Raw genomic sequence first — 25,154 nt, 5'->3', positions numbered from 1 at the left:
GGTTAGAAACCTACATTAAGGGTGAAAAAGAAGCTTCTGACAGCCGGATAGGTAAAGCCCGAGAAACCATCTACGTTGCTTCCGCTGCTAAAAGAGCTTGTCTCGGGGTCATAGCCATAATAATCCGTTGACAGCCACAGGTTGTTGCCGGTGGCGGAAAGAGAGGCATTTTTGATAAACTTCTGCGGAAGCCAGGCAGTAGGCAGGCTGTAGTTGAGGGTAAGCGTACGCAACCTTATCCAGGAGGCATCCTGCACAAATTCTTCAGAGACTGCTCTATGAATAGTACGGTAGTAACCAACCCCATAATCTACGCCATCTGGCCCCTTTCCTTGGCCTAACCATACTTGCTTGGTGTTAGGGGTGCCGTCTGCCAACACTCCCTCAAACACATGGAACTCGTTGCGGTTGGCGGTGTAGTCTGCCTTGCCGAAGGCGGAGTAGAAGTTCTCCAGCTGGTTGTATTTCTCCTGACCATAGCGGGCGTCAATCACAGCCGACAGACTGAGGCCTTTGAAGCTGAAGGTATTGGTGAAACCGCCAATCCAGTCAGGCTGGGTGTTGCCCAGGATTTTCTGGCTTCTGGCAGGGGCAAGCACCGGGAAACCATTTGCTCCAATCACCATTGGCCTGGAAGTGTCCGTAAACATGGGGTCTGGGGTATCAGTGCCGTAGTAGCGCAGGTAATGGGTGCCGTACAGGTTACCGTAAGGTTGCCCCGGTACTATTTTCATGGTGACCCCTGCGTTCAGGTAGCCGAAATGGGAACCCATCGCAATCTCCGTAAGGCCCTCCCGTAAGCTCACTACCTCATTTCTGTTGGCAGAGTAGATCAGTTTGGTGTCCCATCTAAAGTCGCCTTTCTGGATAGGGGTGGCGTTCAAAACCACCTCAATTCCCCTGTTTTTCATAGTGCCGGCGTTCACCGCGGCATTGGTGTAACCGGTAGTGTTGGAAACGGCAATGTTGATGATTTGGTCTTCGCTGAGGGAATGGTAATAGGTTAAGTCAAACCCTAAGCGGTTGTTCAGGAAATTCATCTCCAGGCCTGCTTCATAGGTGTTCGTGAATTCAGGCTTCAGGTTAGGGTCTCCCAACACCGCGGCTCTAGTGAAACCGGTTAAACCAGAGGCAAGGCTGGTGTAAGCAGAGTACCCGGTAGAAGTGGAGTAAGGCAAGGCATCTTTCCCTACTTTGGCGTAGGAGAGCCGCAGTTTACCATACTTAATGAAAGAAGGAAGTTCAAACTGCTCGGAGAACACGTACCCTAAACTCACCGACGGATAGAAGAAAGAGTTGTTGGGACTTCTAAGGGAGGAGGTCACGTCATTCCTTCCGGTCAAGGTGAGGTAAAGAAAGTCTTTGTAATCAAGGGTTGCTTCCCCAAAGATCCCCATCAGGCGATAGTCTGACTCGCTTTGGCTGGCGGTCACTTTTTTGGCGTTTCCGAGGTTAAACCAATCAAAAACGGTAAGATCTGCCCCCATTACCCCCACTTGTTTGATGCTTCTGTCATACAGGTCATGGCCTAAGCGCAGGGTAGCTTTCAGGTCGCTGCCGAAGTTGTGCGTGAGCGTGGCCACGAAGGTGGAGTTGATGGCCCTGAAACTTGTATTGTACTCACCCACATACCCTCTCCCCTCAAGCCCAGTAATCCCATTAGGAGAGTTGTTCTCGCCGGGTATACCGCGCAGACCGGGGGCGGTAGACAATCTGTTGTCGGTGTACGTGTCCAGGCCTACTCTGTAGTTGAAGTCCAGCCACTGGTACGGAGAGTACCCAAACGTTAAGCCCCCAATGAAACGGTTCACGTTATCCTTCATGCGGTTGGTGGCGGCTCCGTAAAGGGGGTTGTCATTACCACCGGGTGACTTTTGGGTTCCGTCTGGATTCTGGTAGTCCTTAACGTCCCAACGGTCTGTGAAATAGGCCAGGCTTTCGCCGTAATAGTCGGCGTTGTAGCGGTACCCGCCGGAGTTGATGAAGTTGAAATTGGCCCCCGTCCTAAACTTCTCACTTATTTTCACCTCGGTGTTCAGGCGGGCAGAGAAGTTCTTGTAGTCGGTGAAAGGCAATACGCCTTCGTGGTCCAGGTAAGACAGGGAAGAAAGGAAGGTTACTTTTTCTGTGCCACCAGAGAAAGAAAGCGAGTTTCTGTACTGCTTACCGGTTTGGTACCCGTTTTCAAGGTTATTATAGAGTTCTTCTGGGTGGGTGGGGTCAATTTCCCGCGCCTCGGCTACGGTTGGGCCCCAGGCCGGCCAGAAACTGTTGGGGTCGTAAACCCCCATGTACCCTTGCGTGTAGGTACGCTGCACTTCTGGGAACTTGTTCACATTCTCCACCCCAAAGCTACTGGTGAAATTCACTCTAAAGGAGCCTTCCTGGCCTTTTTTGGTAGTGATGACCACCACGCCGTTGGCTCCTCTTAAGCCATACAAAGCCGTGGCGGCCCCACCTTTCAGAATGTTGATACTGGCAATATCATCTGGGTTGATGTCGGCGGCGCGGTTGCTCATGCCCCTCAGGGAAGCATCATCGCCGAAGGTGGAGGTAGAGTTATCCATCAAGACCCCATCTATCACAAACAGCGGCTCGTTGGACCTGCCCGCGTCAATGGAGTTCACCCCCCTGATTCTGATGCTGGTTCCCTGGCCGGGGGCACCGCCGGTACTGGAGATCTGGGCCCCGGCTACCTGCCCCTGCAACGCATTGAGCACGTTGGGCTGGCGGCTGCGGGAGATGTCCTCGGCTTTCACTTCCTGGGTGGCGTAGCCCAGCGCCCGCTTCTCCCGGGAAATCCCGAGGGCGGTCACCACTACTTCCCCCAGTTGCTGGTTGTCTGGGGTGAGGCTAAGGTTTAGAGTGGATTGGTTTAACACGGGCACTTCTCTGGGAACGTACCCCAAATAACTCAGAACCAGAACGGCGGCATTGTCTGCCACGCGAATACTGAAGTTACCGCTCGCATCGGTAGAGGTTCCGTTGGTGGTGCCTTTGACTACCACGCTAACACCCGGCAAGGCAGTGCCGTCATCTGAGGCAGTTACCTTGCCGGTGATTTCCCGCTGCTGCGCAAAGGCCATGCTCAGCGAAGAAAGTAGCACCAGGAATAAGAGTAATGTTTTTTTCATGCTTTGTTACAGTTTAGTTGGGTAAGATAATGAAAGCAATAGGAAATATATCTGGTATGCGGGAGATTGAGACCGGATTATATTCATAATTTTAAATATCTCCTAAAAACGGCGCAAAAAATTACTCTTTTTTTTTGCCGAGCACTAAAGCCTTCCTTGAAACTATCTAGTGTTTTTGGCCTATTTTCATAAAAATACCCTGAAAACGGCGACCCGAGCGGATGCTTGCGGCCATGTACAGATAAGGAGCAGGACAAATTAAAATATACATTCTGTCATCTTGGAAAGATCTTGTGGGCGAACTAGAGAAGCTTTGTTTAGGCGCTACTACCGCTCGCCACCAAGCTCCTTTCAGGATGACAAGGAAAAGGAAATATCTACTTCTTTCTGTCTACTTACTTAAACCTCTCGTTTTTGACCTGTTTTCATAAAAGTAGCCTAAAAACGACGGTACCGGCAAACGCTTGCACCAGAGAAATTACTTTAAAATGCCGGTTTCTGAAAAACCCTAAACAGGTTCCTTAAAAACGCTGCGGGGCCATGTCCTTTTTAGGAAAAGCTAAACGACCTTCTCTCTGGGAGACCTTACATCTTATTGACAGAAAAATCCGGCAGAATCAAACACTAGAAATCAGATGGGAGCCGGTGAAGGCACAGGAGTTCGCAAAAAAGAAGCAGTAGAGGGCAAGTTGCGTTACCATGGGCAAGCCGCTCATGTACACCTGCCAGCTTATACCTCTTTGAAGGACGTTCTCAGCAAAAGCAATGGCTTGAAAGCATCTGCTACGGGAAAGGCGGAGCAATTCGTCTTTGAGAGACAATCACCATCGGGTTTACCCCCATGGCCCGCATGATCTTTTTTGACCTGGATTTTGAAATCCAGGCAAAAAGCTCAGCGGAAAGGAGTGGATAAGTCAATTTTGCCTAACTGCCTTGCGGCAACGGCTAGAACTTAAAAACCTGGGAGGGGGTAATAACGGCATCCAACGTTAGGTCATTGACGTGCACATCATCAATCACCTCAATGGGAGGCTCCAGGGACAGGCCCAGTTTTTGGCTTGCTTTGGGTAAAAGAGCCAGAAAACGGTCATAAAAGCCTTTGCCGTACCCCACCCGGTGGCCTTGCAAATCAAACACCAGCAAAGGAACCAGAACCATATCTATCTCAGACTCGGGAAGGGGCAAGGCATTTACCGGCTCAGGAATTCCCCATTTGGTTTCTTGTAGCGGAGTATCTGGGGTAAACAGGAAATGGGTCATGGAAAAGTCCAGCGGGTTAGCCACCGGTACCGCCACCTGCACCTGTTGCTGCCATAGCCGCCGGATGATAAGCCAGGTGTTGATCTCCTGTTGCTGGCGGATGGGCAGAAAAGTATGGATGGTCTGCCCTGCCTGGGGGGCGTAGACAGAAACGAAAAGATCGGCAATCTTCTGGCTACGGGCGTCCAACTCTTCAGCGGAGTACTGCTTCCGTTTACATGAATATTCCTTCCTGAGATCCGCTTTCAAGGCCATGGTTATTCCTCCTGAAGCACGGTGAAGCGATAGGCAAACGGCTCAAAGGCGTCTACCAATTCCTGAATAAAGCCCGGATTGTTGGTTTGGTAGGTAAGCAGATTGTCTACGCGCTCCTGCAATACCCCCGCGGGGAAAAGCTTTTCCTTTAGGTTAGCCAACTGGTTGTAAGCCGTATCATTTTTGTTTTCAACGGCCTTGGTCAGCTTCTTTTCCAGCATCTGCAGGCTGTTCTGGGCTTTTTGCGCCTCGGCCCCCACGGCTTTCACTAACGTAGGATCAATGGCCCGGGCTATGTCCTCTGCCTGCCGGAAAACCGCTTCCAGCGCAGTGCGCTGTTGCTCCAGATTCACTTCCTGCTGGTTCAACAGCTCGGCGAGGCGCTTCTTCAGGTCTGGCAGTTCTTTGAACATCTCGGTTACCGTAAAGCCCAGTTTCTCCAGACGCTGGGCATTGGCTTTGGTGATGTACAGGGCCGAGTTGCGCAGCATCACCGCCGGATACGGCACTCCAAACACCTCAAACAGCCCTTTCAACTGGAACCAATAGGCCACCTCGGCCCCGCCGCCAATGTAGGCCAGATTAGGCAACACCAGCTCCTGGTACAAGGGCCGCAACACCACGTTGGGGCTGAATCTCTCGGGTTGGTCTTGGGCCAGTTGCAGAATCTGTTCCTGTGTGAAAACCAGACCGGTGTTCAGAACCTGGTACTGGCTGCCTTCCCGCACAATGCGTTCGCGCAGGTTAGTATCTAAGTAAAAGAGATTGATTTCCCGCACCATTACCTGCGGCTTGTAATGCTTCTCCAGCGCCGCGTTGGTTTTGGTCACGGCAGAGAACCCTACCTGCTCGGTCAATTCCCGCTGCGCGACAGAGCTGAACGCCCGTTTCAACGCTGGAGTATCGCCGTCTACGCAGACCACGCCGTATTCTCCAAACAGGCCGTTCACAATGTGGCGCATGGCCTCGGCCAGCGTAGTACTCTCGGTATAGGCTTGCTCAAAGAGCGGGTAGCTTTCGGGCATCTCGTCCAGCAGTTCATTCAGCCCATCGGTAGAGAATCGGCCCACGGCCCCTTTGGCATCGCTCTCCCAGGCGTACTTCTTCCCGAAGAGCGTGAAATGGTTCACCTCGGCAAAGTCATGGTCTTCGGTGGCCATCCAGTACACGGGCACAAACTTCTGGTCTGGATACGCTTTCTGCAGTGCACGGGCCGTGTTAATAGCCGTGACAAGCTTATAGATAAAGTAAAGCGGCCCTGTAAAGAGGTTAAGCTGATGACCGGTAGTAATGGTGAAGGTCTGCCCCTCGGCTAAAGCCGAAATATTAGCCTGCACTGCCTCCGGCATCGCCACGCCCTGGTACTGCCGGTGCAGTTCCTCCGCCAGAATCTGCCGCTGCTCCACTGGAAAGTTCCGCTCCTTGATTAGCGTAGAAAACGCGCTGATTTCCGGGAAATGGGCGTAAAACGGCTGAAGCCTGGCATCTTTCCGAAGATAGTCCAGCACAAGGGCAGAAAAGGCACCGGTGGCGCTATAGTCAATACAGGAAACTTTCATATCTGGGGTACAGCGGCATTGAGCCTGCTTGCCGTGCAAAGGTAAACTCTATTTTCAGAATAATATCCGTAGTACGTTTCTACGCCCGCTATGGATGGTGTTGTATAGGAAACCTTCTTCTGTAGTTCAGATAGTTTGCACGGAATATGCTGTTCCCTTGCTTGTCTGCTTTGTTTGGATATTAGTTTGTGCATGCAGTTTGCTGTTCCCTTGGCTTGTCCGCATGGTGCGTGGGTGCAGGTGCACGGAATATGCTGTTCCCTTGGCTTGACCGCTTACTGCGTGGGTGCAAGTGCGGCTCTTTTCATAGCTTCCGCTAAGCGCTCACGGCCGCGAGGCCCCGTCTTCCCCTCTCGCACTGCCCTTTCGGCCTGTACTGCCTGTCTCTCTTAGCTGGTGTCTATTCAGGGCCAAAAGCGAGGCGCGCTCGGGAAAGACTGGAACTGGGGAAAGTTGTAGAGAGTATTGGCTGAACTTTACCTCTAGTATTTACCCTTCTAAAGCAGATACTCCCCCTTTGAAGGGGGCGAAGGGGGATGTTTACACCTGCCGATTACACGCATTGCTGTCTCAAACCGTAACACCGCCAACTCAAAAGGCCCCGTAGCGTCCGGAGATCCTACGAGTGTCTGCGCCAACTGCCCCAAATTTCAGAAAACAAAAAGACCTCACAGGTTTCAAAAACCTGTGAGGTCTAATCTAACAATATTACCCTTTCGTTTTAGCGCCGTTTCTTACAAAACAGACGGTAAATGCGCAGCGGTTTCTTTCTCTGTTGGAGCGTAGTTATTGGTAACGACCTCGCCATACAGGTCAAAGTCAGAAGAATCAGTGATTTTTACGTGGGCAAAATCGCCGAGGCGCACGTAGGTGGAATCAGCGGGCACCAGCACTTCGTTGTCTACTTCGGGAGAATCGTACTGGGTACGGCCCACGAAATAGCCGCTTTCTTTGCGATCGAAGAGTACTTTGTAGGTATTGCCCACTTTCTCCTCGTTCATCTCCATGGAAATACCCTGTTGCAGCTCCATGATGGCATCGGCACGTTCCTGTTTCACTTCATCCGGCACGTTGTCTACCAGCGTGTGCGAGTGAGTGTTTTCCTCATGGCTGTAGGTGAAGATGCCCAGACGGTCAAACCTGGTGTCTTCTACCCAGCGGTACATTTCCTCAAAATCCTGCTGCGTCTCGCCGGGATGGCCGGCAATCAACGTAGTCCGCAGGGCGATGTCCGGCACGCGCTGCCGGATGGTGTCTACCAACTCCAGCGTACGGCGTTTGGAGATGCCGCGGCGCATGGTTTTGAGCATGTTGTCTGAGATGTGCTGCAAGGGCATGTCCAGGTACTTGCAGATGTTCTCGCGTTCTACCATTACGTCCAGCGCATCCATCGGGAACTGGCTTGGGTAAGCGTATTGCATCCTGATCCACTCAATGCCGTTCACGTCTGAGAGGCGCTGCAATAGCTCAGCTAGTTTGCGCTCACCGTAGTGTTGCAGGCCGTAGTAGGTCAAGTCCTGGGCAATCAGAATCAATTCTTTAGTGCCCATGTTCGCCAAGCGGGTAGCTTCTGCCACTAAGCTATCCATAGGCCGGTCTACGTGCTTGCCGCGCATGAGCGGAATGGCGCAGAATGAGCAGGGACGGTTGCAGCCTTCGGCGATTTTGAAGTAGGCGTAGTGCTTGGGCGTAGTAATTAGGCGTTCCCCGATGAGTTCGTGCTTGTAATCGGCCTCCAGGGTTTTCAGCAAAGCTGGCAGTTCCAGGGTTCCGAAATACGCATCTACCTGCGGAATCTCGGCTTCCAGGGAGTCTTTGTAGCGCTGCGAAAGGCAACCGGTGACGTATAATTTATCAATCGCGCCCGCTTCTTTGGCATCGGCGTAGCGCAGAATGGTGTCAATGGATTCCTGCTTGGCGTTGTCAATGAAGCCGCAGGTATTCACGATGATGATGTTGGCGTCGTCTTTCTCTGAGTCATGCACCACGTGGCGGTCGTTGGCCTGCAACTGGCCCATGAGCACCTCAGAGTCTACCAGGTTTTTGGAGCAACCCAGCGTGATCACGTTGTATTTGTCTTGTTTAAGGGATCTTACTTTCACGGAAATGCAATACGGTTAATCTAAGGCAAAACCCACTCTAGTACAGAATGGTTCGTTTTAAAATGCTTGGCAAAGGTACAATTCATTTACCGATAATCGTAGGGGCGTATGGCATACGCCCAATCATGCACGACCATTCCCTGTTTTCTGTCAGACGTATTACCATCAGGCATTTGATCTGGAAGGCGTGGTGCAATGCGTTGGGCGTATGCAATACGCCCCTACGGTTTATGAAACATATCTGCTTCCCATTGCAAGGGATTGTTGATTATATAATCCGATATGTGCTGATAAGATCGTTCATTCCGAATAATGTGCTCATGGTAGCTGCGCTGCCAAACATCAATTCCCACCTCGTCTGACTTTAGTAGATTTATCTGTTTGGTAACGGCTGCTTTATACCCGCGCACAATAGAACCTATGGTGTTGGACGGTGATTTGAATGGTAGGGGCGTATTGCATACACCCTCATCTGCCGCCGGAGGGAGTGAGTCCATACGGTCGTCTGGACCGGTAATGAGGAGGATGCCGTGCAGGTGGTTGGGCATTACCACGAAAACGTCAAGGGAAACATTTGGCCGCACCGCTGGTGTATTCAGCCACTCTTGATAAGCGATTTGGCCGAAAGCATTCAGATGCATCTCGCCATTTCGTATTTCCCCGAAGAGGGGGTCACGTTCATGCGTACAGATGGTGATAAAATATGCACCCGCCTGTCCGTAGTCATACCCCTTTAACCGAACAGACCGCCGACGATGGATTTCTGGGTTAAACGCCATATTATGTAGGGGCGTATCGCATACGCCCAACGCATTGCACTACGCATTTCAGATCACATTCTATCCCCATTGTAATTCGCATTACATTACGATAATCGGGAACGATTGGGCGTATGCGATACAATTTCTGCAACGTATGCATTTACCCATTGCAGATAATCGGGAACGATTGGGCGTATGCGATACGCCCCTACCGTTTGGAAAACAGGGAATCCACGAACTCACGCTTGTCAAATACCTGTAAATCTTCTACACGTTCGCCCACGCCAATATATTTCACCGGAATCTTGAACTCGTCTGAGATACCGATGATCACGCCGCCTTTGGCCGTTCCGTCCAGCTTGGTCACAGCCAGGGCGGTTACTTCGGTGGCTTTGGTGAACTCGCGGGCCTGGATGACGGCGTTCTGGCCGGTGCTGCCGTCTAAGACCAATAATACCTCCTGCGGTGCGTCTTCAATCACTTTCTGCATCACGCGTTTGATTTTGGAGAGCTCGTTCATCAGGTTTATTTTGGTGTGCAGGCGTCCGGCGGTGTCAATAATGACCACATCGGCACCCATCTCCACGCCTTTCTTCACGGCGTCATACGCCACCGAGGCTGGGTCTGTGTTCATGCCGTGGTCAATGACCGGAATACCCACGCGGTCGCCCCAGATTTTGAGTTGGTCTACGGCGGCGGCCCTGAACGTGTCACCGGCCCCCAAGACTACTTTCTTGCCCGCTTTGTGGAACTGCGAGGCCAGCTTGCCAATAGTGGTGGTCTTGCCCACGCCGTTCACGCCCACCACCATGATCACGTAAGGCTTTCCGCCGGTGTCTGGAAGAGTGAAATCTGCCGCCACGCCGCCTTTGTTTTCTTCCATGAGATCCATGATCTCTTCGCGCAGGATGCGGTCCAGGTCTGAGGTACCCACGTATTTGTCACGGGCCACGCGTTTCTCAATGCGGTCAATGATTTTGACGGTGGTGCCAATCCCCACGTCGGCGTGTACCAGTACGGTCTCCAGCTCATCCAATACTTCTTCGTCCACCTTAGACTTGCCTACTACGGCTTTGCTGAGTTGGTCAAAGAAACTGGTTTTGGTTTTCTCCAGACCTTTGTCCAGAGATTCTTTTTTGTCTTTGCTGAAGAAACCGAAAAGTGCCATAGCGTTCTAGGGTACTATTGGAGGTAAGAATTAGTGTAAACAGGAATATACCAAAAAAGTCCCGCGAAATGAGGGACTTTTACAGGTATATCATCAATGCGATATCGGCAATTATTTTTTGAGCGCGTCTTGCACTTGGTCAATCGGCACCATCTCTTCTCTGAAGGTGTACGCGCCCGTCTTAGGAGACTTAACAGCTTTGATCACCTTTGCCCAGTCTTTACCAGTGGCGGTCTTCAGGGTTGCTACTACTTTCTTAGCCATGGTTATTTAATTTCTTTATGTACGGTAACTTTCTTCATGAACGGATTGAACTTCTTCATCTCCAAACGCTCAGGAGTGTTCTTTCTGTTTTTGGTAGTGATATACCGGGACATGCCAGGTACGCCGGAGTTTTTCTGCTCAGTGCACTCCAAAATCACCTGAACTCTATTGCCTTTAGCTTTCTTTGCCATCGCGATGTTGATTTTTATTTAGGACTGCAAATATACAAGCTTAGTTATTGAATTACAAACAGGTTGCCACTTTTTTGTGTTCGTCGCAGGCAGCACGTAGCAAGTAGCGCGACAAAAGTAATTCTAAAATCCTGATTTCGGCTCACTTTCTGAGAAACAGGCCGAAAACAAAAGTCTTGGTCTTGCTACCTGATACTTGATACGCTATCTCAGTTCCGGCAACTTGAAGTTATCCAGCGGACTGGGTTTGGCCATGGTGGCCTCAATGTCTTTGATGGTGCGCGGCGCGGCGGCAGACAGATTCTCCCAACCGTTCTCTGTGATGAGCACATCGTCCTCAATCCGGACGCCAATGCCCCACCATTTCTTGTCACAGGGGCTGCCTTCGGGAATGTAGATACCGGGCTCTACCGTAATCACCGTATTGGGCTTGAACGGCCCGTAGGTGCCCCTGTCGTGCACGTCCAGGCCCAGGTAATGCGACACGCCGTGCATGGTGTAGCGGCGGGCTTCTTCAGGGCTTTTGATGATGCCCAATTTCACCAGACCATCGGCCATGAGCTTTTGGGCCGCGGTGTTGGGGGCGTTGAACGCATTGCCTACTTTGCATTCCTTGAAACCGGCTTCCTGGGCGGCGTAGACCAGCTCGTATATCTGCTTTTGCTCTGGGGTGAACTTCCCGTTGGCCGGAATGGTGCGGGTAACATCAGCAGTGTAGCCGTGGTACTCGGCGCCCAGATCCATCAACACCAGCTCATTGCCCAGGCGGGGCTTTTCATTGTCAATGTAATGCAGGATGCAGCCGTTGTTGCCCGCACCCACAATGGACGGGTAGCCTTCGTACTCGGCCCCGTACTTCTTGTAGACGAACTCATGGATGCCCTGCACCTCGGTCTCTGACATGTTGGGATGCATGGCTTTCATCACCTCCACCTGCCCAATCGCCGACATGGCAATGGCTTTGCGGAGCAGTTTCATCTCCTCGGGCAGTTTGGTTTCCCGCAACTCCGCCAATATTTTCTCCAGGGCAGAAAGGTCGAATTTCTCGGCAGGCATGTTAGCCACCAAGGCAGCCCGCGCCGAGGCATCTTTGGCTTCCGCATAACTTTTCAGGAAAACGTTGCTGCCCAAGTCTGGATTAGCCGCCATTTGCCGCCGTACCTCCTGCTGCACCCTATCGCCTGCCTGTCCTCCGTACATCCTGATGATCTGGTACAACTCCTGATGGGCGAAATCCTGACCTGGCTTTAAGCCAATCTTCTGCCGGAACTGCGCCACCAGATCATACAGATCGGCTTTGTCGCCTGGGTCATTCCTGAGGTCATGCGGCAGTTCCAGGAACAGGATTTGGTCAAAGGCGGCGGTATCCAGTTTTAGGTTCGCGAAGGCGGTGGCGGGTAGGGCGTGCGTTAACCCCAAGTGCTGCTTCACGCCTTCTTCGCCCAGGCGCTTGCCCGTCCAGGACTCGCGCTGCGGGTTGCGGGGCTGCGCGAAAAGCACTTCCTGGGTAGCCACGCCGTTTATGACCTGTTGTTCTGAAAACAGGAGCAAAACGGCGTTGGGTTCGCGGTAGCCGGTGAGGTAATAGAAATCTGGGTGCTGGTGGAAGTGGAAGTCCACGTCATTGGCGCGGTTGCGGAGCGGGTTGGAAAACAAAACGGCAACGGAGTGGGCCGGCAGCTTTTGCCGCAGGGCCTCTCTCCGTTGCCGGTGAAATTCTTTATCCAGGAAATCCGCAGGTTTGCCGGGGCCGGCTGATTGCGCGGTCACCCCCAGCGGCAGCGACACAAGCAATGTTAAGCAGAGGTGTCGCAGGGCCTTCATGGCAGAAGCTTAGTAAACGATGTAACCGTCTTCTTTGGCTTTCTTCAAAACGGCAGAAATACCGTTCTTGGTAATATTACGCAGGGCAGACGTAGAGACTTTCAACGTAACCCAAGCATCTTCCTCAGGGATGTAGAAACGCTTCTTCTGCAAGTTAGGGAAGAACTTACGCTTGGTTTTATTGTTGGCGTGCGAAACGCGGTTACCCACCTGCACTCTTTTACCGGTTAAATCACAAACTCGTGCCATTTTATCTTAAGTATCGTTTATTTCAAAAGGGATGCAAATATCCATAAAAAGTTATGCAATGTCAACCCCACCCTACAACTTTTTTCTTTAACGTCTTCTCAAAAAGCAATTTACCCGGTTGTACCGTCGTTTTTGCTTGCATTCTGCGCCTTCGTTTCGCCGTTTTCCCGGTAATTGTAAGGACAGTGCTTGCAGCCGCTCCCGCAGCAATACCCCCGGCGAAGGTGGTACTGCGCCGTGAAAACCATGCGCCCCTGCGCGTTGAAATAGAAGTCGCCGGGCTCCAGCGGCAGCGGTTTTGGTTTCATGGGGCAAAGATACAGGGTGGCGGTTGCCGATGAAAATTTCTTTGCCTCTGGGCTCTGTTTTAGGCCTGTTTTCACCAAATCGGCTCTGAAACGCTTTCCTGTGTTCTAATCTACCAGAAAACCGCTCTTTCGGAGTTCCACTCCGGAAGCGTACTGGCGGGGAGTTCAACTCCCCTTCTTTGCCCGTGGTTCCCGGCGGAGTGGAACTCCGCAGCAGACAGGTTCGGGAGTAGAATTCCCAAACAGCAAAGTGGCTCAAAGAAACCGAAGGCTCTTGACCACAAAAATGCGTTTCGGGCCTTTTTCCTCAAAAACAGGCCCGAAACGCAGGGGAGCAGGATTTAAGATAATTAGCAATCAACAACATCAATCTACCGCGTACTCCACCCGCACCGTGATGGTGGCGGTTTTCTCTTTGTCTGTGGTGTTGAAGACACCGCCGTAGCTGTAGTTCTCGTTGCTGTTCTGGCCCACAATCTGGAAGACGCCCATGGTGGCTTTCCGGAGGCTTCCTAAATCGCCGCCGCTGTTTTCAGCGATGGCCTTGGCGCGCAGGCGGGCATCTTCTGAGGCCTTGGCCAGCAGGTTGTGCTTTAAGTCTTTCAGCTTGGTGTAGTAATACTGGGGCGGGGTGGAATTGAATTCCACGCCCTTCTCAATCAACTCGGTCACTTCCCGGGACAGCCGCTCTACCCGGCCAATATCACTGGATTCCACTTTTACCTGCTGGGTGAGGGTATAGCCGCTGAAGTCCTGGCCAATTTGCCTCCCCTGCAAGTCGAACCTCGGCTGGAAATCCTTCATAATCTCCACCGAGGAGATGACCACGCTGCTGTCCTGGATGCCTTTGGAGCGCAGATATTGCCTGATTAGGCTTTCGTCCTGTTTCAAGGCGGCGTAGGCGCTTTTCAGTTCCATAGACCGGCGGGCGTAGAAACCAGTCCAGACCACCAGGTTGCTGCTGAAGTCCACTTCGGCGGAGCCGGTCACGCTGATGGACTCTGTGGCGTTGAACTTGTAGCGGTAGGCGCTTGCGGCGATGAATGCGGCGGCCACCACCGCCACGGCGATGATGAAGTACGCGGATATCTGTTTCATAGGGTTAAAAATATATAGTAAACGCCTCTCCAATTTCGTGCCGCCTTTGGGAACAAAGACTTTTGCTTACTTTTATCTCTGCAAGCCAATCCTCCGTATTTACCTAGAGCTTGTTTAAATTTCATCTTTGCGCTGCAAACATCAAATTTAAACAAGCTCTAGAGCCTCATTCGGCTGCGTTTTTTGTGCTAATTTACCAAAACTGTTGACTATGACTACTTCCACCAATACCTCCCTCAGCCAAGAGGCCATCGCCTTAGAAGAGAAATACGGAGCCCACAACTACCACCCGCTGCCCGTGGTTCTGAACCGCGGCGAAGGCGTGTTTCTTTGGGATATGGAAGGCAACCGGTATTATGATTTCCTGAGTGCATACAGCGCGGTGAACCAGGGGCATTGCCACCCGCGCATCATTGGCGCGCTTACGGAGCAGGCCCAGCAACTCACGCTCACCTCCCGCGCCTTTTACAACGACAAACTCGGCCCCGCCGAAAAATACCTGGCCGAGCTGTTTGGCTATGACAAAGCATTGCTCATGAACTCCGGCGCCGAGGCCGTGGAAACCGCCCTGAAACTGGCGCGCAAATGGGGCTACAAAGAAAAAGGCATTCCGCCGCACGAGGCCGAGATTCTGGTGGTGGAGCACAACTTCCACGGCCGCACCACCGGTATCATCTCCTTCTCCACTGATCCCAGCAGCACCGCGGGTTTCGGGCCGTACATGCCGGGCTACAAAGTGCTGCCGTATGACAACCTGGAGGCGCTGGAGCGCGCCCTGCAGGAAAACGCCCACATCTGCGCGTTCATGGTGGAGCCCATCCAGGGCGAGGCCGGCGTGGTGGTTCCCTCAGACGGCTACCTGAGCGGGGCCAAAGCCCTGTGTGAGAAATACAACGTGCTCCTGATCATTGACGAAATCCAGACCGGCGTGGGCCGCACCGGCAAACTGCTGGCCTCTGATTATGACGGCGTGAAAGCCGATATTCTGGTTTTAGGCAAAGCGCTGTCCGGTGGGGTGCTTCCCGTGTCTGCGGCGCTCGCCGATGACCACATCATGCTCTGCATCCAACCCGGTGAGCACGGCTCCACGTTTGGCGGCAACCCGCTGGCCTGCGCCGTGGCCGTAGCCGCCCTAGAAGTCATTAAAGATGAGCAACTCACCGAGAACGCCATGCGGTTGGGCGAGATTTTCCGGGCCCGGATGAATGAGCTGAAAGCCCGCCACCCCGAGCTGGTAAGTTTGGTGCGCGGCCGGGGCCTCTTGAACGCCGTCATCATCCAACCCACCCCAGACGGCCGCACCGCCTGGGATGTCTGCGTGAAACTGATGGAGAACGGCCTGCTGGCCAAGCCCACCCACGGCGACATCATCCGCTTCGCGCCACCGCTGGTGATCACCGAAGAACAGCTACATGCCTGCTGCGACATTATTGAGAAGACACTGGAGGAGTTTTAGTCCATCAGAATTGAGAACAAGGGGCTGTGCTGCGGTAAGCGGGACAGCCTCTTTGTTTTAAGGCTGTTTTCTAGGAAACGGCTTAAAAACGGAAAAGTAGACCAGGTCAGCTACTATGACCTACTATGGCGAGGAGGGTAAAGCCATTGGCACAGACGCTACCAGGTCTTTTGAGCGGCCGGCCTAGCGTTTATAAACAAAAGACTCCTCTCCCAGTCTAGGAAAGCGGGGTGGTGAAAGGGCAGTCCTACTTTCGCTGCATTGCAGCAAGGATAGCCCGGAGATTTGCACCAGCAAAACTCTCTGTACGCATTCTGACTTCCCCATCTGCTTTTGGGCTTATTTTTTGAAAACAAGCCCAAAACAGCCTTTCCCAAACGAGGTTTCGCAAAACATAGCATCTGAGCAACATGCGCTGTACCTTTGCGGCGGCGCAGGGAAAGGCCGGCAGAAAATTTCAGTTCTGCCGAACACTTTTCAGGAAGCGCTTTTGTTGTATCAGCAGCAAGCCCGTTTTCTGGTAGAATTCGCTTGCTTAACCCCTTTAGCTGCTATGAACCATTTAACCCGCCGGCCCCGCCGGAACCGCAAATCAGATGTCATCCGCAATCTGGTACAGGAAAACCATCTTACCCTGCACGATCTTATCTACCCTCTATTTGTCACCGAAGGCCAGAATGTGGCGCAGCCTATCGCGTCTATGCCCGGCATTTCGCGGTTCAGTTTAGACCGCCTGGTAGACGAAGTAGGAGAATGCGTAGAGTTGGGCATTAAGGCGTTCGCGCCGTTCCCCAATATCTCTGAAGACAAAAAAGACCGTTTCGCGCAGGAAAGCAAGAACCCCGAGGGCCTTTTCCTGAAAACCATCTCTGAACTGAAGCGCCAGTTCCCGGGCATTGTACTGGCGACCGATGTGGCCATGGACCCCTACAGCACCGATGGCCATGACGGCATCGTGGACAACGGCCAAATCATTAATGATGCGTCTTTGGAAGTGTTGGGCCAGATGGCTTTGGCGCAAGCCCAGGCCGGGGCCGACATTGTAGCCCCGTCTGACATGATGGACGGCCGGGTGGCGCACATCCGCCAGATCCTGGACAAGCACGCTTTCTCCAACGTAAGTATCATGAGCTACACCGCCAAGTACGCCAGCGGCTTCTACGGCCCCTTCCGCGATGCGCTGGAGTCGGCCCCTAAGCACGGCGATAAGAAAACGTACCAGATGAATCCCGCCAACACCCGCGAAGCCTTGATTGAGGCCGAACTGGACACGCTGGAAGGCGCCGATTACCTCATGGTGAAACCGGCCCTCTCTTACCTGGATGTCATCAAACTGCTCCGCGACAACTCCAACCTGCCCATTGCCGCCTACAACGTGAGCGGCGAGTACGCCATGGTGAAAGCCGCCGCCCAAAACGGCTGGATAGACGGTGAGAAGATCATGCTGGAGACACTGCTCAGCATGAAGCGCGCCGGTGCCGATATCATCTTAACGTACTTCGCGAAGGAGTTTGCCCAATACGTGAAGCGCTAAGCTGTTTTAGCCTTGTTTCCAGGAAAACAGGCTTGAAACAGAAAAGCCCCCCTGCGAAACAGTCCAATAAAAAGGCTGCCGGAGTTTTCTCTGGCAGCCTTTCTTATTTTCACCCTGTAAGCTTACCGCAAGTACGTCATGCGTTTGGTATAGCGCTTGCCGTCAATGGTGAGTTGATACAGATAGGTTCCGGAAGGCACGGTTCCTCCTGAGGCAGTCCGCCCATCCCAGGTGACCTGGTGTGAACCGGCTTGCTTTTTAGCGTTTACCAGGGTAGCGATGGTTCTTCCGCTCAGGTCATACACGGTTAGTTTCACGTTGCCCGGCTTTTCCAGGGTGAACGGAACCGTGGTAACAGCCCCCTGCCGGAAAGGGTTGGGATAGTTTTGCTGCAGCCCAAACTTTGAGGCGTTGGCGATCTCCTCTTTTGAGGCCAGTGGCCCATTGTAGCGGCGGCTGTACACCCCGTTTCCGTGGGTACCCACCAGCACCAGGTTGTCTGTAGTACGGCTGATGACCATGTCTACCGGCACTTGCCCAATGTAATTTGCCCCCTCCTGTATCCAGGTAGTAGCGCTCCCGGCCAGGCTGGCGGTTGCGTACAACCCCGTGCTGGTGGCTACAAAGTATTTGGCTCCCCCGCTTTGTTCCGGCAAAATAGAAACCCAACGGGTAGAAGGGCCATTTCCGGTAGTCGCATTCCCGTTCTCCTCTAAGTTCCCGGAGATAGGCGTCCAGGTTGTTCCGCCATCGGTGGTATAAAACAAACTTTCTACCCGGTAATTGGTGAACGCGACAACGGCCCTGTTGGCATCTCTGGGATCTATGGCAATACAGCCAATGTTGGCCCCGGCCGGAAAGTTTGTGCCGGTTACGTTTGTGGTGGTTGGGGTAGCGGCGGCAGAATTGGTGAGTTTGTAAAGCTGGCCAGCGCGTGTTCCAAAGTATACCACATTGGCCGGCGTTTTACTTACCGCCACCGCCGAGATGGTTTCACTGTTGGCTAAATCTCCTACCACTTCCCAGCCTGTGCCAGACTGGTTGCCACCGGTGGGAAGTAAGCTTACATTTTTATTCCGCCACAAGGTATCTCCGGCCGGAATGAAGACTGTGTACTCGTTATTAGGGTCAATAGAATATGGGTTGATGAAAATGTACCCTTGCGCGCCCGGCGGATCAATGCGGGAATAACCCGTGTTTTCACCGGCATTATCAAAAATATACCGGTAGACAGTCCCCTCTTGCGAAGAAACAAAGATGGAGTGGGTAGTGACTGCCGTAAATGCCCCGTCACCGCCTAGCAAAGACTCCCAGCTAGAAGTCGCATCAATGTCCCCTACGGCCCAGCTGCCGTTATCCTGCAAGCCACCCACCACAAAATCATCTTGGGTATTCAAATCTATGGCCACGGTATAAAACTGCGTGGTCAAATAGCCTTTGTTTAAAGACTCCCAGGCAACTGAAGTGGCCAGTATGTTCTCGCTTCTGGTAACTCCCCCGTCATGCGCAGAGAGCGCCCGGTTGGGAGTAGACGGATAGAAGATAAATTCATGCTGGTCTGGGTGGTGGGTTGGGTAGTTCTCGTAATTGTCGTTTGAGGCCACATACCCTCCTATTTTGCGGGTTGCGGTGGTATTGGAAAATCCGCTGGTAGAGATGTAGAGGTTGGTGCCGCCCACTACCACCACATTGGGGTTATCTGGCTTCACTTTGATGACCATGTTGTAGCCTCCTTGCAAATCCAAATCACCAGATTTTCCGCCTAGCATGGGCACATTAGCCGAAAGGTTTGTCCAGGCTCCGCCTGCCCCGCTGCCATCGCCCGACCGGTATTCATACTTCCAGATATTTGCGCTGGAAGGTTCATTGGTAGTGGTGTGCACCAGAAAATACACTATATTCTCATTAGACGGGGCAATGTCCAACACAATGCGCTCATAGGTGGCCGGAAAGTCGGGCGGGGTGATGTCTGTCCAGGTGGTGCCGTTGACAGAGCGGTAAATTCCTTTTTTAGACGAAGTTTCGCCTCCATTGGCAAACTGACTCAAGGTAACATACATGGTGCCGGTAGTACCAACGTCTATGTCTGTGTAAAAGGGACTGGCATTAAAATCGTTTGTATCGGCCCCGAAGCCCAGTAAATACCTCCAGGTAGCCCCACCGTCTGTAGACCTAAGCACACCACCCAGGGAAGCAGAGAACACTTCATCTTGCGCAGCGTTGGCAGGATTGACCGCCACCCGGTAATTGTATTGCTGTATGTCTGACAGCACGGCGGTGGCGGGAGTTTGGGAACTAGGCAAGGGATTCCAGGTTACTCCATTGTCAATGGATTTGAAGATGCCGTTGCCATAATAAGGAGCGCCCACTTTTGAGGCGGAATTCCCCAGGAATTCACCGGTGCCATAGTACCAGACATTTTGTTTGCCCGGCCGTTTATCCTGTACAACAGTTGTAACACTCTGGGTTACGTTGGGGTCTGTCACTTTGGCCCAGGAAGCTCCGCCGTTGGTACTGCGCCACATGCCTCCAGACACCCCTCCCGCCAGAATAATGTTCTCATTGGCAACATCCAGCGCCAAAGCCCTGGTACGGCCCCCCACGTTATAAGGCCCCCGGTTGCTCCAGGCCGAAGTCACCAACTGGGCGTAAGGGTTCATCATGTGCTGCAGTTGTTCCACGCTGGGAATGGTAGCGGCGTAGGCGAGCTCTTTTGCTCTTATCCCTTCGGGGATACGACCGGTAGCCGGGTCTTTTAACCGGTCTAACTCGTACTGAAAGCGGGCAAATGGATTTTCCTTGGTTCCGGCCGAGCCCTTTTTGTGCAGGCGTTCAGCCTTTGCAATACGGCCAATCTGGGCTACTCCTTCGGCAGAAAAATGAGTTCCCTCATACCGCCCTACCGGAATAAAAGACGCGAAATGCAGCAAGGCCCCAAATAGCAGTAAAAAGGCACCAGAAAGCCAAAAGTGGCGTTGCGGGGTTACACGTTCCATGTACTAAATCTAGCTAAGTTTTTAATGGGAAGTACTATAAAGTTATAAGGCCGGCGGCAAAAGAGCCTCTGCAAGATGGTTAATCTAACAAGGCATAAGAATAGACAACCAGGCGACCGGTATCACCTATGGAGCTTTGGAGTTCGGCCGTTATTCTCTTTCCGGCGGCCACCCCCGGCCTTCCGCCAACCGCTTGCACGGTCATGGGGAAATAAGCCTGCACTTGCTGGCCTTCTGCTAAGGGCTGGATGAAGCCGGCACCATAGCCCATCACCTGCAATATCTTTACTTCGGTCTGGCAGGGGGCCTTGCTACAAGGCCCGTTACCGGCAGTCTCTAACTTGGGAAACACCTTCACCACCTGCAACACCACCCGGGCATGGCTGGGCGCAAGGGGCTTTCGCTCTGGAACAGGGGGTGTTCCCTTGATGGTACTGAGTTTTGAAGAAGACACTGGCTTTTCATTTTCAACCGAAGATTCTGATTCAGGCACTCGTTTACAGGCAAACCCCATCACCAGCAAAAGTGTTGGCAGTACAAGCAGTGTATTTCCTCTCAAAGAAGCCGGGCGCATGAAACAAATATACTTACAAAGATCAGGCTTTTAGCACCTTACTGGCAATATCTTAAGCACAGGGTTGAACTTTGTGATACGTGCTGCAAATGCCCCTAGCCAGAACCTCTAAGCTTACGCTTTCATGCCCTGCGTAGCACTGCCACCAGGCACTGAAATAAGCTTCCGCAGAACCTTACTCTTGCCGTTTCGCTTACACGGCCAGAATGTAAACAAGCTCTGAAAAGCGGGCCAGAATGCATACAAACCCCTAGAGAACGTTCACAACTGAGCCATATCCTCAAAACCAACCACCCTGCGCTCTGTTTTAGGTATAGAAGAACCATTAAGCTTTCTCTATGTTTGTCTGACTTCCTGAATCCCACCCACCTGCCATGTTCTTGTAAGTAACTAGCGGCAAGCTTTATAGAAAACAGACCCTTCTGAGGCCATAACTGTAGACGAATCCCGAAACAAAGGCATCTCCATCCCCGATATTCTAAACCTGGCTATTGGTGCGCGCGTTTCTCTATGACCGCCGTTTTAGGCCTGTTTTCACAAAACAGCCCCAAAACCGGCTCTCCACGGAAACTATTCTGTAAGGGCGGGTTTAGGTTTACAGGCCACAAACCCGCATTTTTGCAGCAGCTTCGCCTTTACAGCTTTCCTCTTGCTATTTTGCTATGGACTATAATTACCTGAAATCATTGCACATTATTTTCGTGGTTACCTGGTTTGCGGGCCTGTTCTACATTGTGCGGTTATTTGTGTATTATTCAGAAACGGCCCAAAAACCAGAGCCCGAAAAAAGCATTCTACAGACCCAGTTCGCGCTCATGCAGAAACGGCTGTGGTACGGCATCACGTGGCCCTCGGCGGTGATCACGGTTCTTATGGGCCTGAGTTTGCTGCACTATTACACGCCAATTCCTACGTGGCTCTGGATCAAGCTGGGTTTTGTGGCCGGCCTGCTGGCGTACCATCTCTACTGCCACCGTATTTACAAACAGCACCAGCGCGGCGAAATAAAGCAAAGCTCCACCACCCTCCGCATCTGGAACGAGGTAGCCACGCTTTTCCTGGTAAGCATTGTGTTCTTAGTGGTTCTTAAAAACGGACTGGATGCCACCTGGGGCGTTCTGGGCTTCATCGGGTTATCCGTCCTCTTAATGGTCGCCATCATGGTTTACCGAAAGATCAGAAAAGCCTAAGACCGCCCGTAATTCATGCGAGAAGTATCTTGTGGGCAAACCAGAAAAGCACTTATACCACCATGGCATGATTGGCCCGCCTTAGAAGATGGCGGAGCGCCAGAACCTGCCCCTCCGATGAGAGTAGGTAAATACTAGTTGGTATAACCACCTGCTGCTACATTAGCTATTTCCCCCAGTTCCAGTCTTCCCCGAGCGCGCCTCGCTTTTGGCCCTGGATAAACATGAGCTAAGAAAAGAGGACTTTCCAGGCCGAAAGGGCAGTGCGAGAGGGGAAGACGGGGCCTCGCGGCTGTGAGCGCATACCGGCAAAGATGAAACAATACAGCACGTGCACCCACGCAAAAAACAGACAAGCCGAGGGAACAGCAGATTGCGTGTCCCTACCAATCACTCCAAGAGAAGCAAATACCAGGCAGAAGCTAAAACGCAGAAAGCAACCCAGATCCTTCCCCGAAGACACGAAAGCACAAAGCGTTTGGGGCCTGATTTCCCAAAACCAGGCCCCAAACGCTTTATAGGAAAGAACAACCGCTACACTGCTTTGCTGAACATCGGCTTTGCCGTGGCATCACCGGCCCCTTTTTTCAAGTACAAGTCAAAGGCGGCGCAGACAGAGCGCAGAAAGCGGCGTCCGGTGGTGGTTAAAGCCAGTTGCTCTTCTTTCAGTTCTATCAATCCATCGGCGGCCAGATCCTGCAAAGCGGGCTGCACTTGTTCCTGGATCAATGGTGCCACCGGGCTGTTCTGCCAATTGGTTTTTCCGCCGCAGGCGATGTCCAGAATATGGCGGCGCATCTGCACGTCGGTTTCGGAAAGCAAGTAGCCCTTGAACAGCGGCCACTCGCCCATGGCCAGCAGGGCGTAGTATTCCTCTACCGTTTTCACGTTCTGCAGGTAGCCCCGGTACAGATCACTGATGGAAGACACGCCCAACCCGATCATCAACTGGGTTTGGTTGGTGGTGTACCCCATGAAGTTGCGGTGCAAACGGCCTTCGCGCTGGGCCACGCAAAGCTCTTCCTCCGGAAACGCGAAATGATCCATTCCCACGTCTTCGTACCCGGCCTCCAGCAACATGGCCTGGCCCAAGGTGTAAAGCGCCAGTTTTTCAGAATCAGAGGGTAAATCGGCGTCTGAGTAGTGGCGTTGGGACTTTTCTTTCCACGGCACGTGGGCGTAGGAGTAATAGGCAATCCGGTCGGGCTTTAAGCCGATGACTTGCCGGAAGGTAGCTTCTATGCTTTCCTGGGTCTGGAAAGGCAAGCCGTAGATAAGGTCATAGTTGACGGAGGTGTAGCCTATCTGCCGGGCCAGATCTGTGGCCTGCACCAGGTTCTCCAGCGGCTGAATGCGGTTAATGGCTTTCTGCACTTTTTCAGACAGGTCTTGCACGCCGTAGCTTACCCTCCTGAACCCCACGTCATACAGCGCCTGCAAGTGCCGGGCGGTGGTATTGTTAGGGTGCCCCTCAAAGCTGAATTCGTGCGCAGGATGCACTTCGGCCTGGGCCAGGAGACCGTTGATGAGGTATTGCAGATTCTCGGGGCTGAAGAACGTGGGTGTGCCGCCGCCTAAGTGGATCTCACGGATGATGGGTTTCTCTGGAAACAGCGCCAGGTATTTGCTCCACTCCTGCAGCACGGCTTTCAGGTAGATGGGCTCTACGCCGTGGTTTTTGGTGATGCGTTTGTTGCAACCGCAGTAAGTGCACAGGCTCTCGCAGAACGGCAGGTGAAGGTACAGGCTGATGCCTTCTTTCTGGTTAGAGGCCGAAAACGTGGATAGCAGCGCCTCCTGCCACTGTGGCACGGCGGGCAAATCGTTCCCCCAGAAAGGCACGGTGGGGTAGCTGGTGTAACGCGGAACCGGCACGTTGTATTTCTTCACTAAATGCGCCGGGGGAGTGCTGGTAGTAAGGCTAGTTTCCATGACACAAAAGTAGGCACCCACCAGCTCTCTGGAAGGCAGTTTGGTCATACCGGGGGATGATCTTCATCAGTTTACTTGTCCTGGGTCTCCCCGCCGGAATCTTGTTTTTGCCCGTTTTTCTTAAAAACAAGCCAGAAACAAGATCCCGCGCGGCCCTAAAAAGGAAACGGCCCTAAAAGGGCCGGCTCACTAAAACAACCAACATGATAGCGGCTCTTAATAAGCCGCCATTATCTTTTCGTATTCATATTTAGAACCCTCGGTTTTAGCCGCCAGGGAATACGCTTCTTTTATTTTTTTATTTTCTTGGCATAGCTGGGGCACTACTTGGCAGAGCCGTTTGGCTTTCCCGCAGTCAGCCCCGGTGCTGTCGCTGGACGTATGGGCACTGACGGGCAACACTTGATGAAGGCAACCCAGCACCAGGAAAGAGGAAAGTACAAATGAACGCATGGTGTAGCCTTTTAATGGAATGTCTCACTAGTGCTGATAACCTGTTCCTTATGCTAAAGACAACCTTTGCTTTGGGTGGTTGCATACGCCTCAGAAAAAGTCTTCTTCCCTCCTAGTGACAAGTGCCATGCCAATAAATCAATCCACTGATTACCAAAGAATTAACTTAATCACTTTAAAATAAAATTGTCCGCTTCCGAACAACAAATATTCGGAAGCGGACATTATCAGGAACCGTTTTTGGCTTATTTCAGCTAAAACAGGCTAAAAACATAAAAAAATGGCTTACCAAGAATGGGCTACTCCTCTTCCCGCTCCAACAGCAGCACTGATGACTGCGGAACGATGAAGTATTTGTCGCCCAGGTAATTGATTTCAACGGCATCGCGCTGGAGGTAGATGGCCAGATCACCTTCGCGGGCCTGTAGCGGAAGGTAACGCACCTGCTCTTTCTCGTCCTGGTTCCAGATTTCGTCATCCAGCCCGTAATCGGCCGGAATGGGGTACCCGGGGCCAACGCGCATCACGTACCCTTCCTGCACTTTCTCTTTCTCCTGCACGCCGGGCGGCAGGAACAGCCCACTTTTGGTCTGTTCTTTCGTACTCTTCGGCTTAATGAGCAACCGGTCTCCTACTACAATCAATTTCTGCAATTTACTGGCGGGTGCATTGTGGCGCATACGGGTAAAGTAAGGTGAAGCGGCAAAGATAAAGCGGCAGACAGGTTGTTGGCAACGGCAATCTTTCCCGCTTACGGCAAAGCCGATGAGCTTGCCTCTGTTTTACCCCTGCTTCCAGAAAAAGAGGCGTAAAACGCAAGGAACACGATGCAACCCCACCATTGGG

The 25,154-nt window shown here is 52.5% G+C and carries 20 protein-coding genes; 3 read left to right on the top strand and 17 right to left on the bottom strand.

The window, feature by feature from the left end; genetic code table 11:
* Positions 1-2 precede the first annotated feature (2 nt).
* From HHO50_RS06355 to HHO50_RS06300, 12 genes are all read right to left on the bottom strand, one after another.
* Positions 3-3,134 carry a SusC/RagA family TonB-linked outer membrane protein gene (locus HHO50_RS06355; protein WP_181305149.1) on the bottom strand — a complete coding sequence of 1,044 codons (3,132 nt, stop codon included), beginning with the start codon at positions 3,132-3,134 and terminating at the stop codon, positions 3-5.
* A 945-nt stretch (positions 3,135-4,079) separates the two neighbouring features.
* Positions 4,080-4,649 (bottom strand): 5-formyltetrahydrofolate cyclo-ligase, encoded by a 570-nt coding sequence (locus HHO50_RS06350; protein ID WP_181305148.1) that lies wholly within the window; start codon positions 4,647-4,649, stop codon positions 4,080-4,082.
* Positions 4,650-4,651: 2 nt separating this feature from the next.
* Positions 4,652-6,208: a bacillithiol biosynthesis cysteine-adding enzyme BshC gene (gene bshC / locus HHO50_RS06345; protein ID WP_181305147.1), complete on the bottom strand. Its 1,557-nt coding sequence runs from the start codon at positions 6,206-6,208 to the stop codon at positions 4,652-4,654.
* A gap of 734 nt (positions 6,209-6,942) precedes the next feature.
* Positions 6,943-8,310, bottom strand: a complete 1,368-nt coding sequence (rimO, locus tag HHO50_RS06340; RefSeq protein WP_181305146.1) for a 30S ribosomal protein S12 methylthiotransferase RimO — start codon at positions 8,308-8,310, stop codon at positions 6,943-6,945.
* 221 nt (positions 8,311-8,531) lie between these two features.
* A complete protein-coding gene (locus HHO50_RS06335) occupies positions 8,532-9,089 on the bottom strand; it encodes a transposase (protein WP_181305145.1) in 558 nt (185 codons plus the stop codon).
* Positions 9,090-9,279: 190 nt separating this feature from the next.
* A complete protein-coding gene (gene ftsY / locus HHO50_RS06330; protein WP_181305144.1) occupies positions 9,280-10,239 on the bottom strand; it encodes a signal recognition particle-docking protein FtsY in 960 nt (319 codons plus the stop codon).
* Between the two features lie 111 nt (positions 10,240-10,350).
* Complete coding sequence (locus HHO50_RS06325; protein WP_071887815.1) at positions 10,351-10,503, bottom strand: DUF4295 domain-containing protein; 153 nt, start codon at positions 10,501-10,503, stop codon at positions 10,351-10,353.
* A 2-nt stretch (positions 10,504-10,505) separates the two neighbouring features.
* The gene (gene rpmG / locus HHO50_RS06320) at positions 10,506-10,694 is read right to left on the bottom strand and encodes a 50S ribosomal protein L33 (RefSeq protein WP_062543030.1); all 189 of its coding nucleotides are present in this window, start codon (positions 10,692-10,694) and stop codon (positions 10,506-10,508) included.
* Between the two features lie 204 nt (positions 10,695-10,898).
* Positions 10,899-12,518, bottom strand: coding sequence for an aminopeptidase P N-terminal domain-containing protein (locus HHO50_RS06315; protein WP_181305143.1), 1,620 nt, complete (start codon positions 12,516-12,518; stop codon positions 10,899-10,901).
* A gap of 9 nt (positions 12,519-12,527) precedes the next feature.
* Positions 12,528-12,767, bottom strand: coding sequence for a 50S ribosomal protein L28 (gene rpmB, locus HHO50_RS06310; protein ID WP_181305142.1), 240 nt, complete (start codon positions 12,765-12,767; stop codon positions 12,528-12,530).
* 110 nt (positions 12,768-12,877) lie between these two features.
* Complete coding sequence (locus HHO50_RS06305) at positions 12,878-13,075, bottom strand: DUF5522 domain-containing protein (protein WP_181305141.1); 198 nt, start codon at positions 13,073-13,075, stop codon at positions 12,878-12,880.
* 366 nt (positions 13,076-13,441) lie between these two features.
* Positions 13,442-14,173, bottom strand: coding sequence for an SIMPL domain-containing protein (locus tag HHO50_RS06300; RefSeq protein WP_181305140.1), 732 nt, complete (start codon positions 14,171-14,173; stop codon positions 13,442-13,444).
* Between the two features lie 211 nt (positions 14,174-14,384).
* Between HHO50_RS06300 and rocD the strand changes: the two genes are divergently transcribed.
* Complete coding sequence (gene rocD, locus HHO50_RS06295) at positions 14,385-15,629, top strand: ornithine--oxo-acid transaminase (protein WP_181305139.1); 1,245 nt, start codon at positions 14,385-14,387, stop codon at positions 15,627-15,629.
* A 553-nt stretch (positions 15,630-16,182) separates the two neighbouring features.
* Positions 16,183-17,163: a porphobilinogen synthase gene (gene hemB, locus HHO50_RS06290; RefSeq protein ID WP_181305138.1), complete on the top strand. Its 981-nt coding sequence runs from the start codon at positions 16,183-16,185 to the stop codon at positions 17,161-17,163.
* A 122-nt stretch (positions 17,164-17,285) separates the two neighbouring features.
* On the opposite strand, the gene HHO50_RS06285 is transcribed toward hemB, so the two are convergent.
* Positions 17,286-20,159 carry a FlgD immunoglobulin-like domain containing protein gene (locus HHO50_RS06285; RefSeq protein WP_181305137.1) on the bottom strand — a complete coding sequence of 958 codons (2,874 nt, stop codon included), beginning with the start codon at positions 20,157-20,159 and terminating at the stop codon, positions 17,286-17,288.
* Between the two features lie 79 nt (positions 20,160-20,238).
* Complete coding sequence (locus HHO50_RS06280) at positions 20,239-20,652, bottom strand: hypothetical protein (RefSeq protein WP_181305136.1); 414 nt, start codon at positions 20,650-20,652, stop codon at positions 20,239-20,241.
* A gap of 743 nt (positions 20,653-21,395) precedes the next feature.
* On the opposite strand from HHO50_RS06280, the gene HHO50_RS06275 reads away from it, so the two are divergent.
* A complete protein-coding gene (locus HHO50_RS06275) occupies positions 21,396-21,923 on the top strand; it encodes a CopD family protein (RefSeq protein ID WP_181305135.1) in 528 nt (175 codons plus the stop codon).
* A 534-nt stretch (positions 21,924-22,457) separates the two neighbouring features.
* Here the strand turns inward: HHO50_RS06275 and hemN are convergent.
* The 3 genes from hemN to HHO50_RS06260 form a co-directional block, all read right to left on the bottom strand.
* Positions 22,458-23,855 carry an oxygen-independent coproporphyrinogen III oxidase gene (gene hemN / locus HHO50_RS06270; RefSeq protein ID WP_181305134.1) on the bottom strand — a complete coding sequence of 466 codons (1,398 nt, stop codon included), beginning with the start codon at positions 23,853-23,855 and terminating at the stop codon, positions 22,458-22,460.
* 216 nt (positions 23,856-24,071) lie between these two features.
* Entirely contained in the window at positions 24,072-24,308 is a 237-nt protein-coding gene (locus HHO50_RS06265) for a hypothetical protein (protein ID WP_181305133.1), read from the bottom strand.
* A gap of 299 nt (positions 24,309-24,607) precedes the next feature.
* Positions 24,608-24,988 (bottom strand): co-chaperone GroES family protein, encoded by a 381-nt coding sequence (locus HHO50_RS06260; RefSeq protein ID WP_181305132.1) that lies wholly within the window; start codon positions 24,986-24,988, stop codon positions 24,608-24,610.
* Between the last annotated feature and the right edge of the window lie 166 nt (positions 24,989-25,154).

This window comes from Rufibacter sp. XAAS-G3-1 (genome assembly GCF_013623775.1).
Taxonomy (GTDB): Bacteria; Bacteroidota; Bacteroidia; order Cytophagales; family Hymenobacteraceae; genus Nibribacter.
The sequence above is the reverse complement of the archived record's forward strand: the minus strand, read 5'-3'. Positions and strand labels throughout refer to the sequence as shown.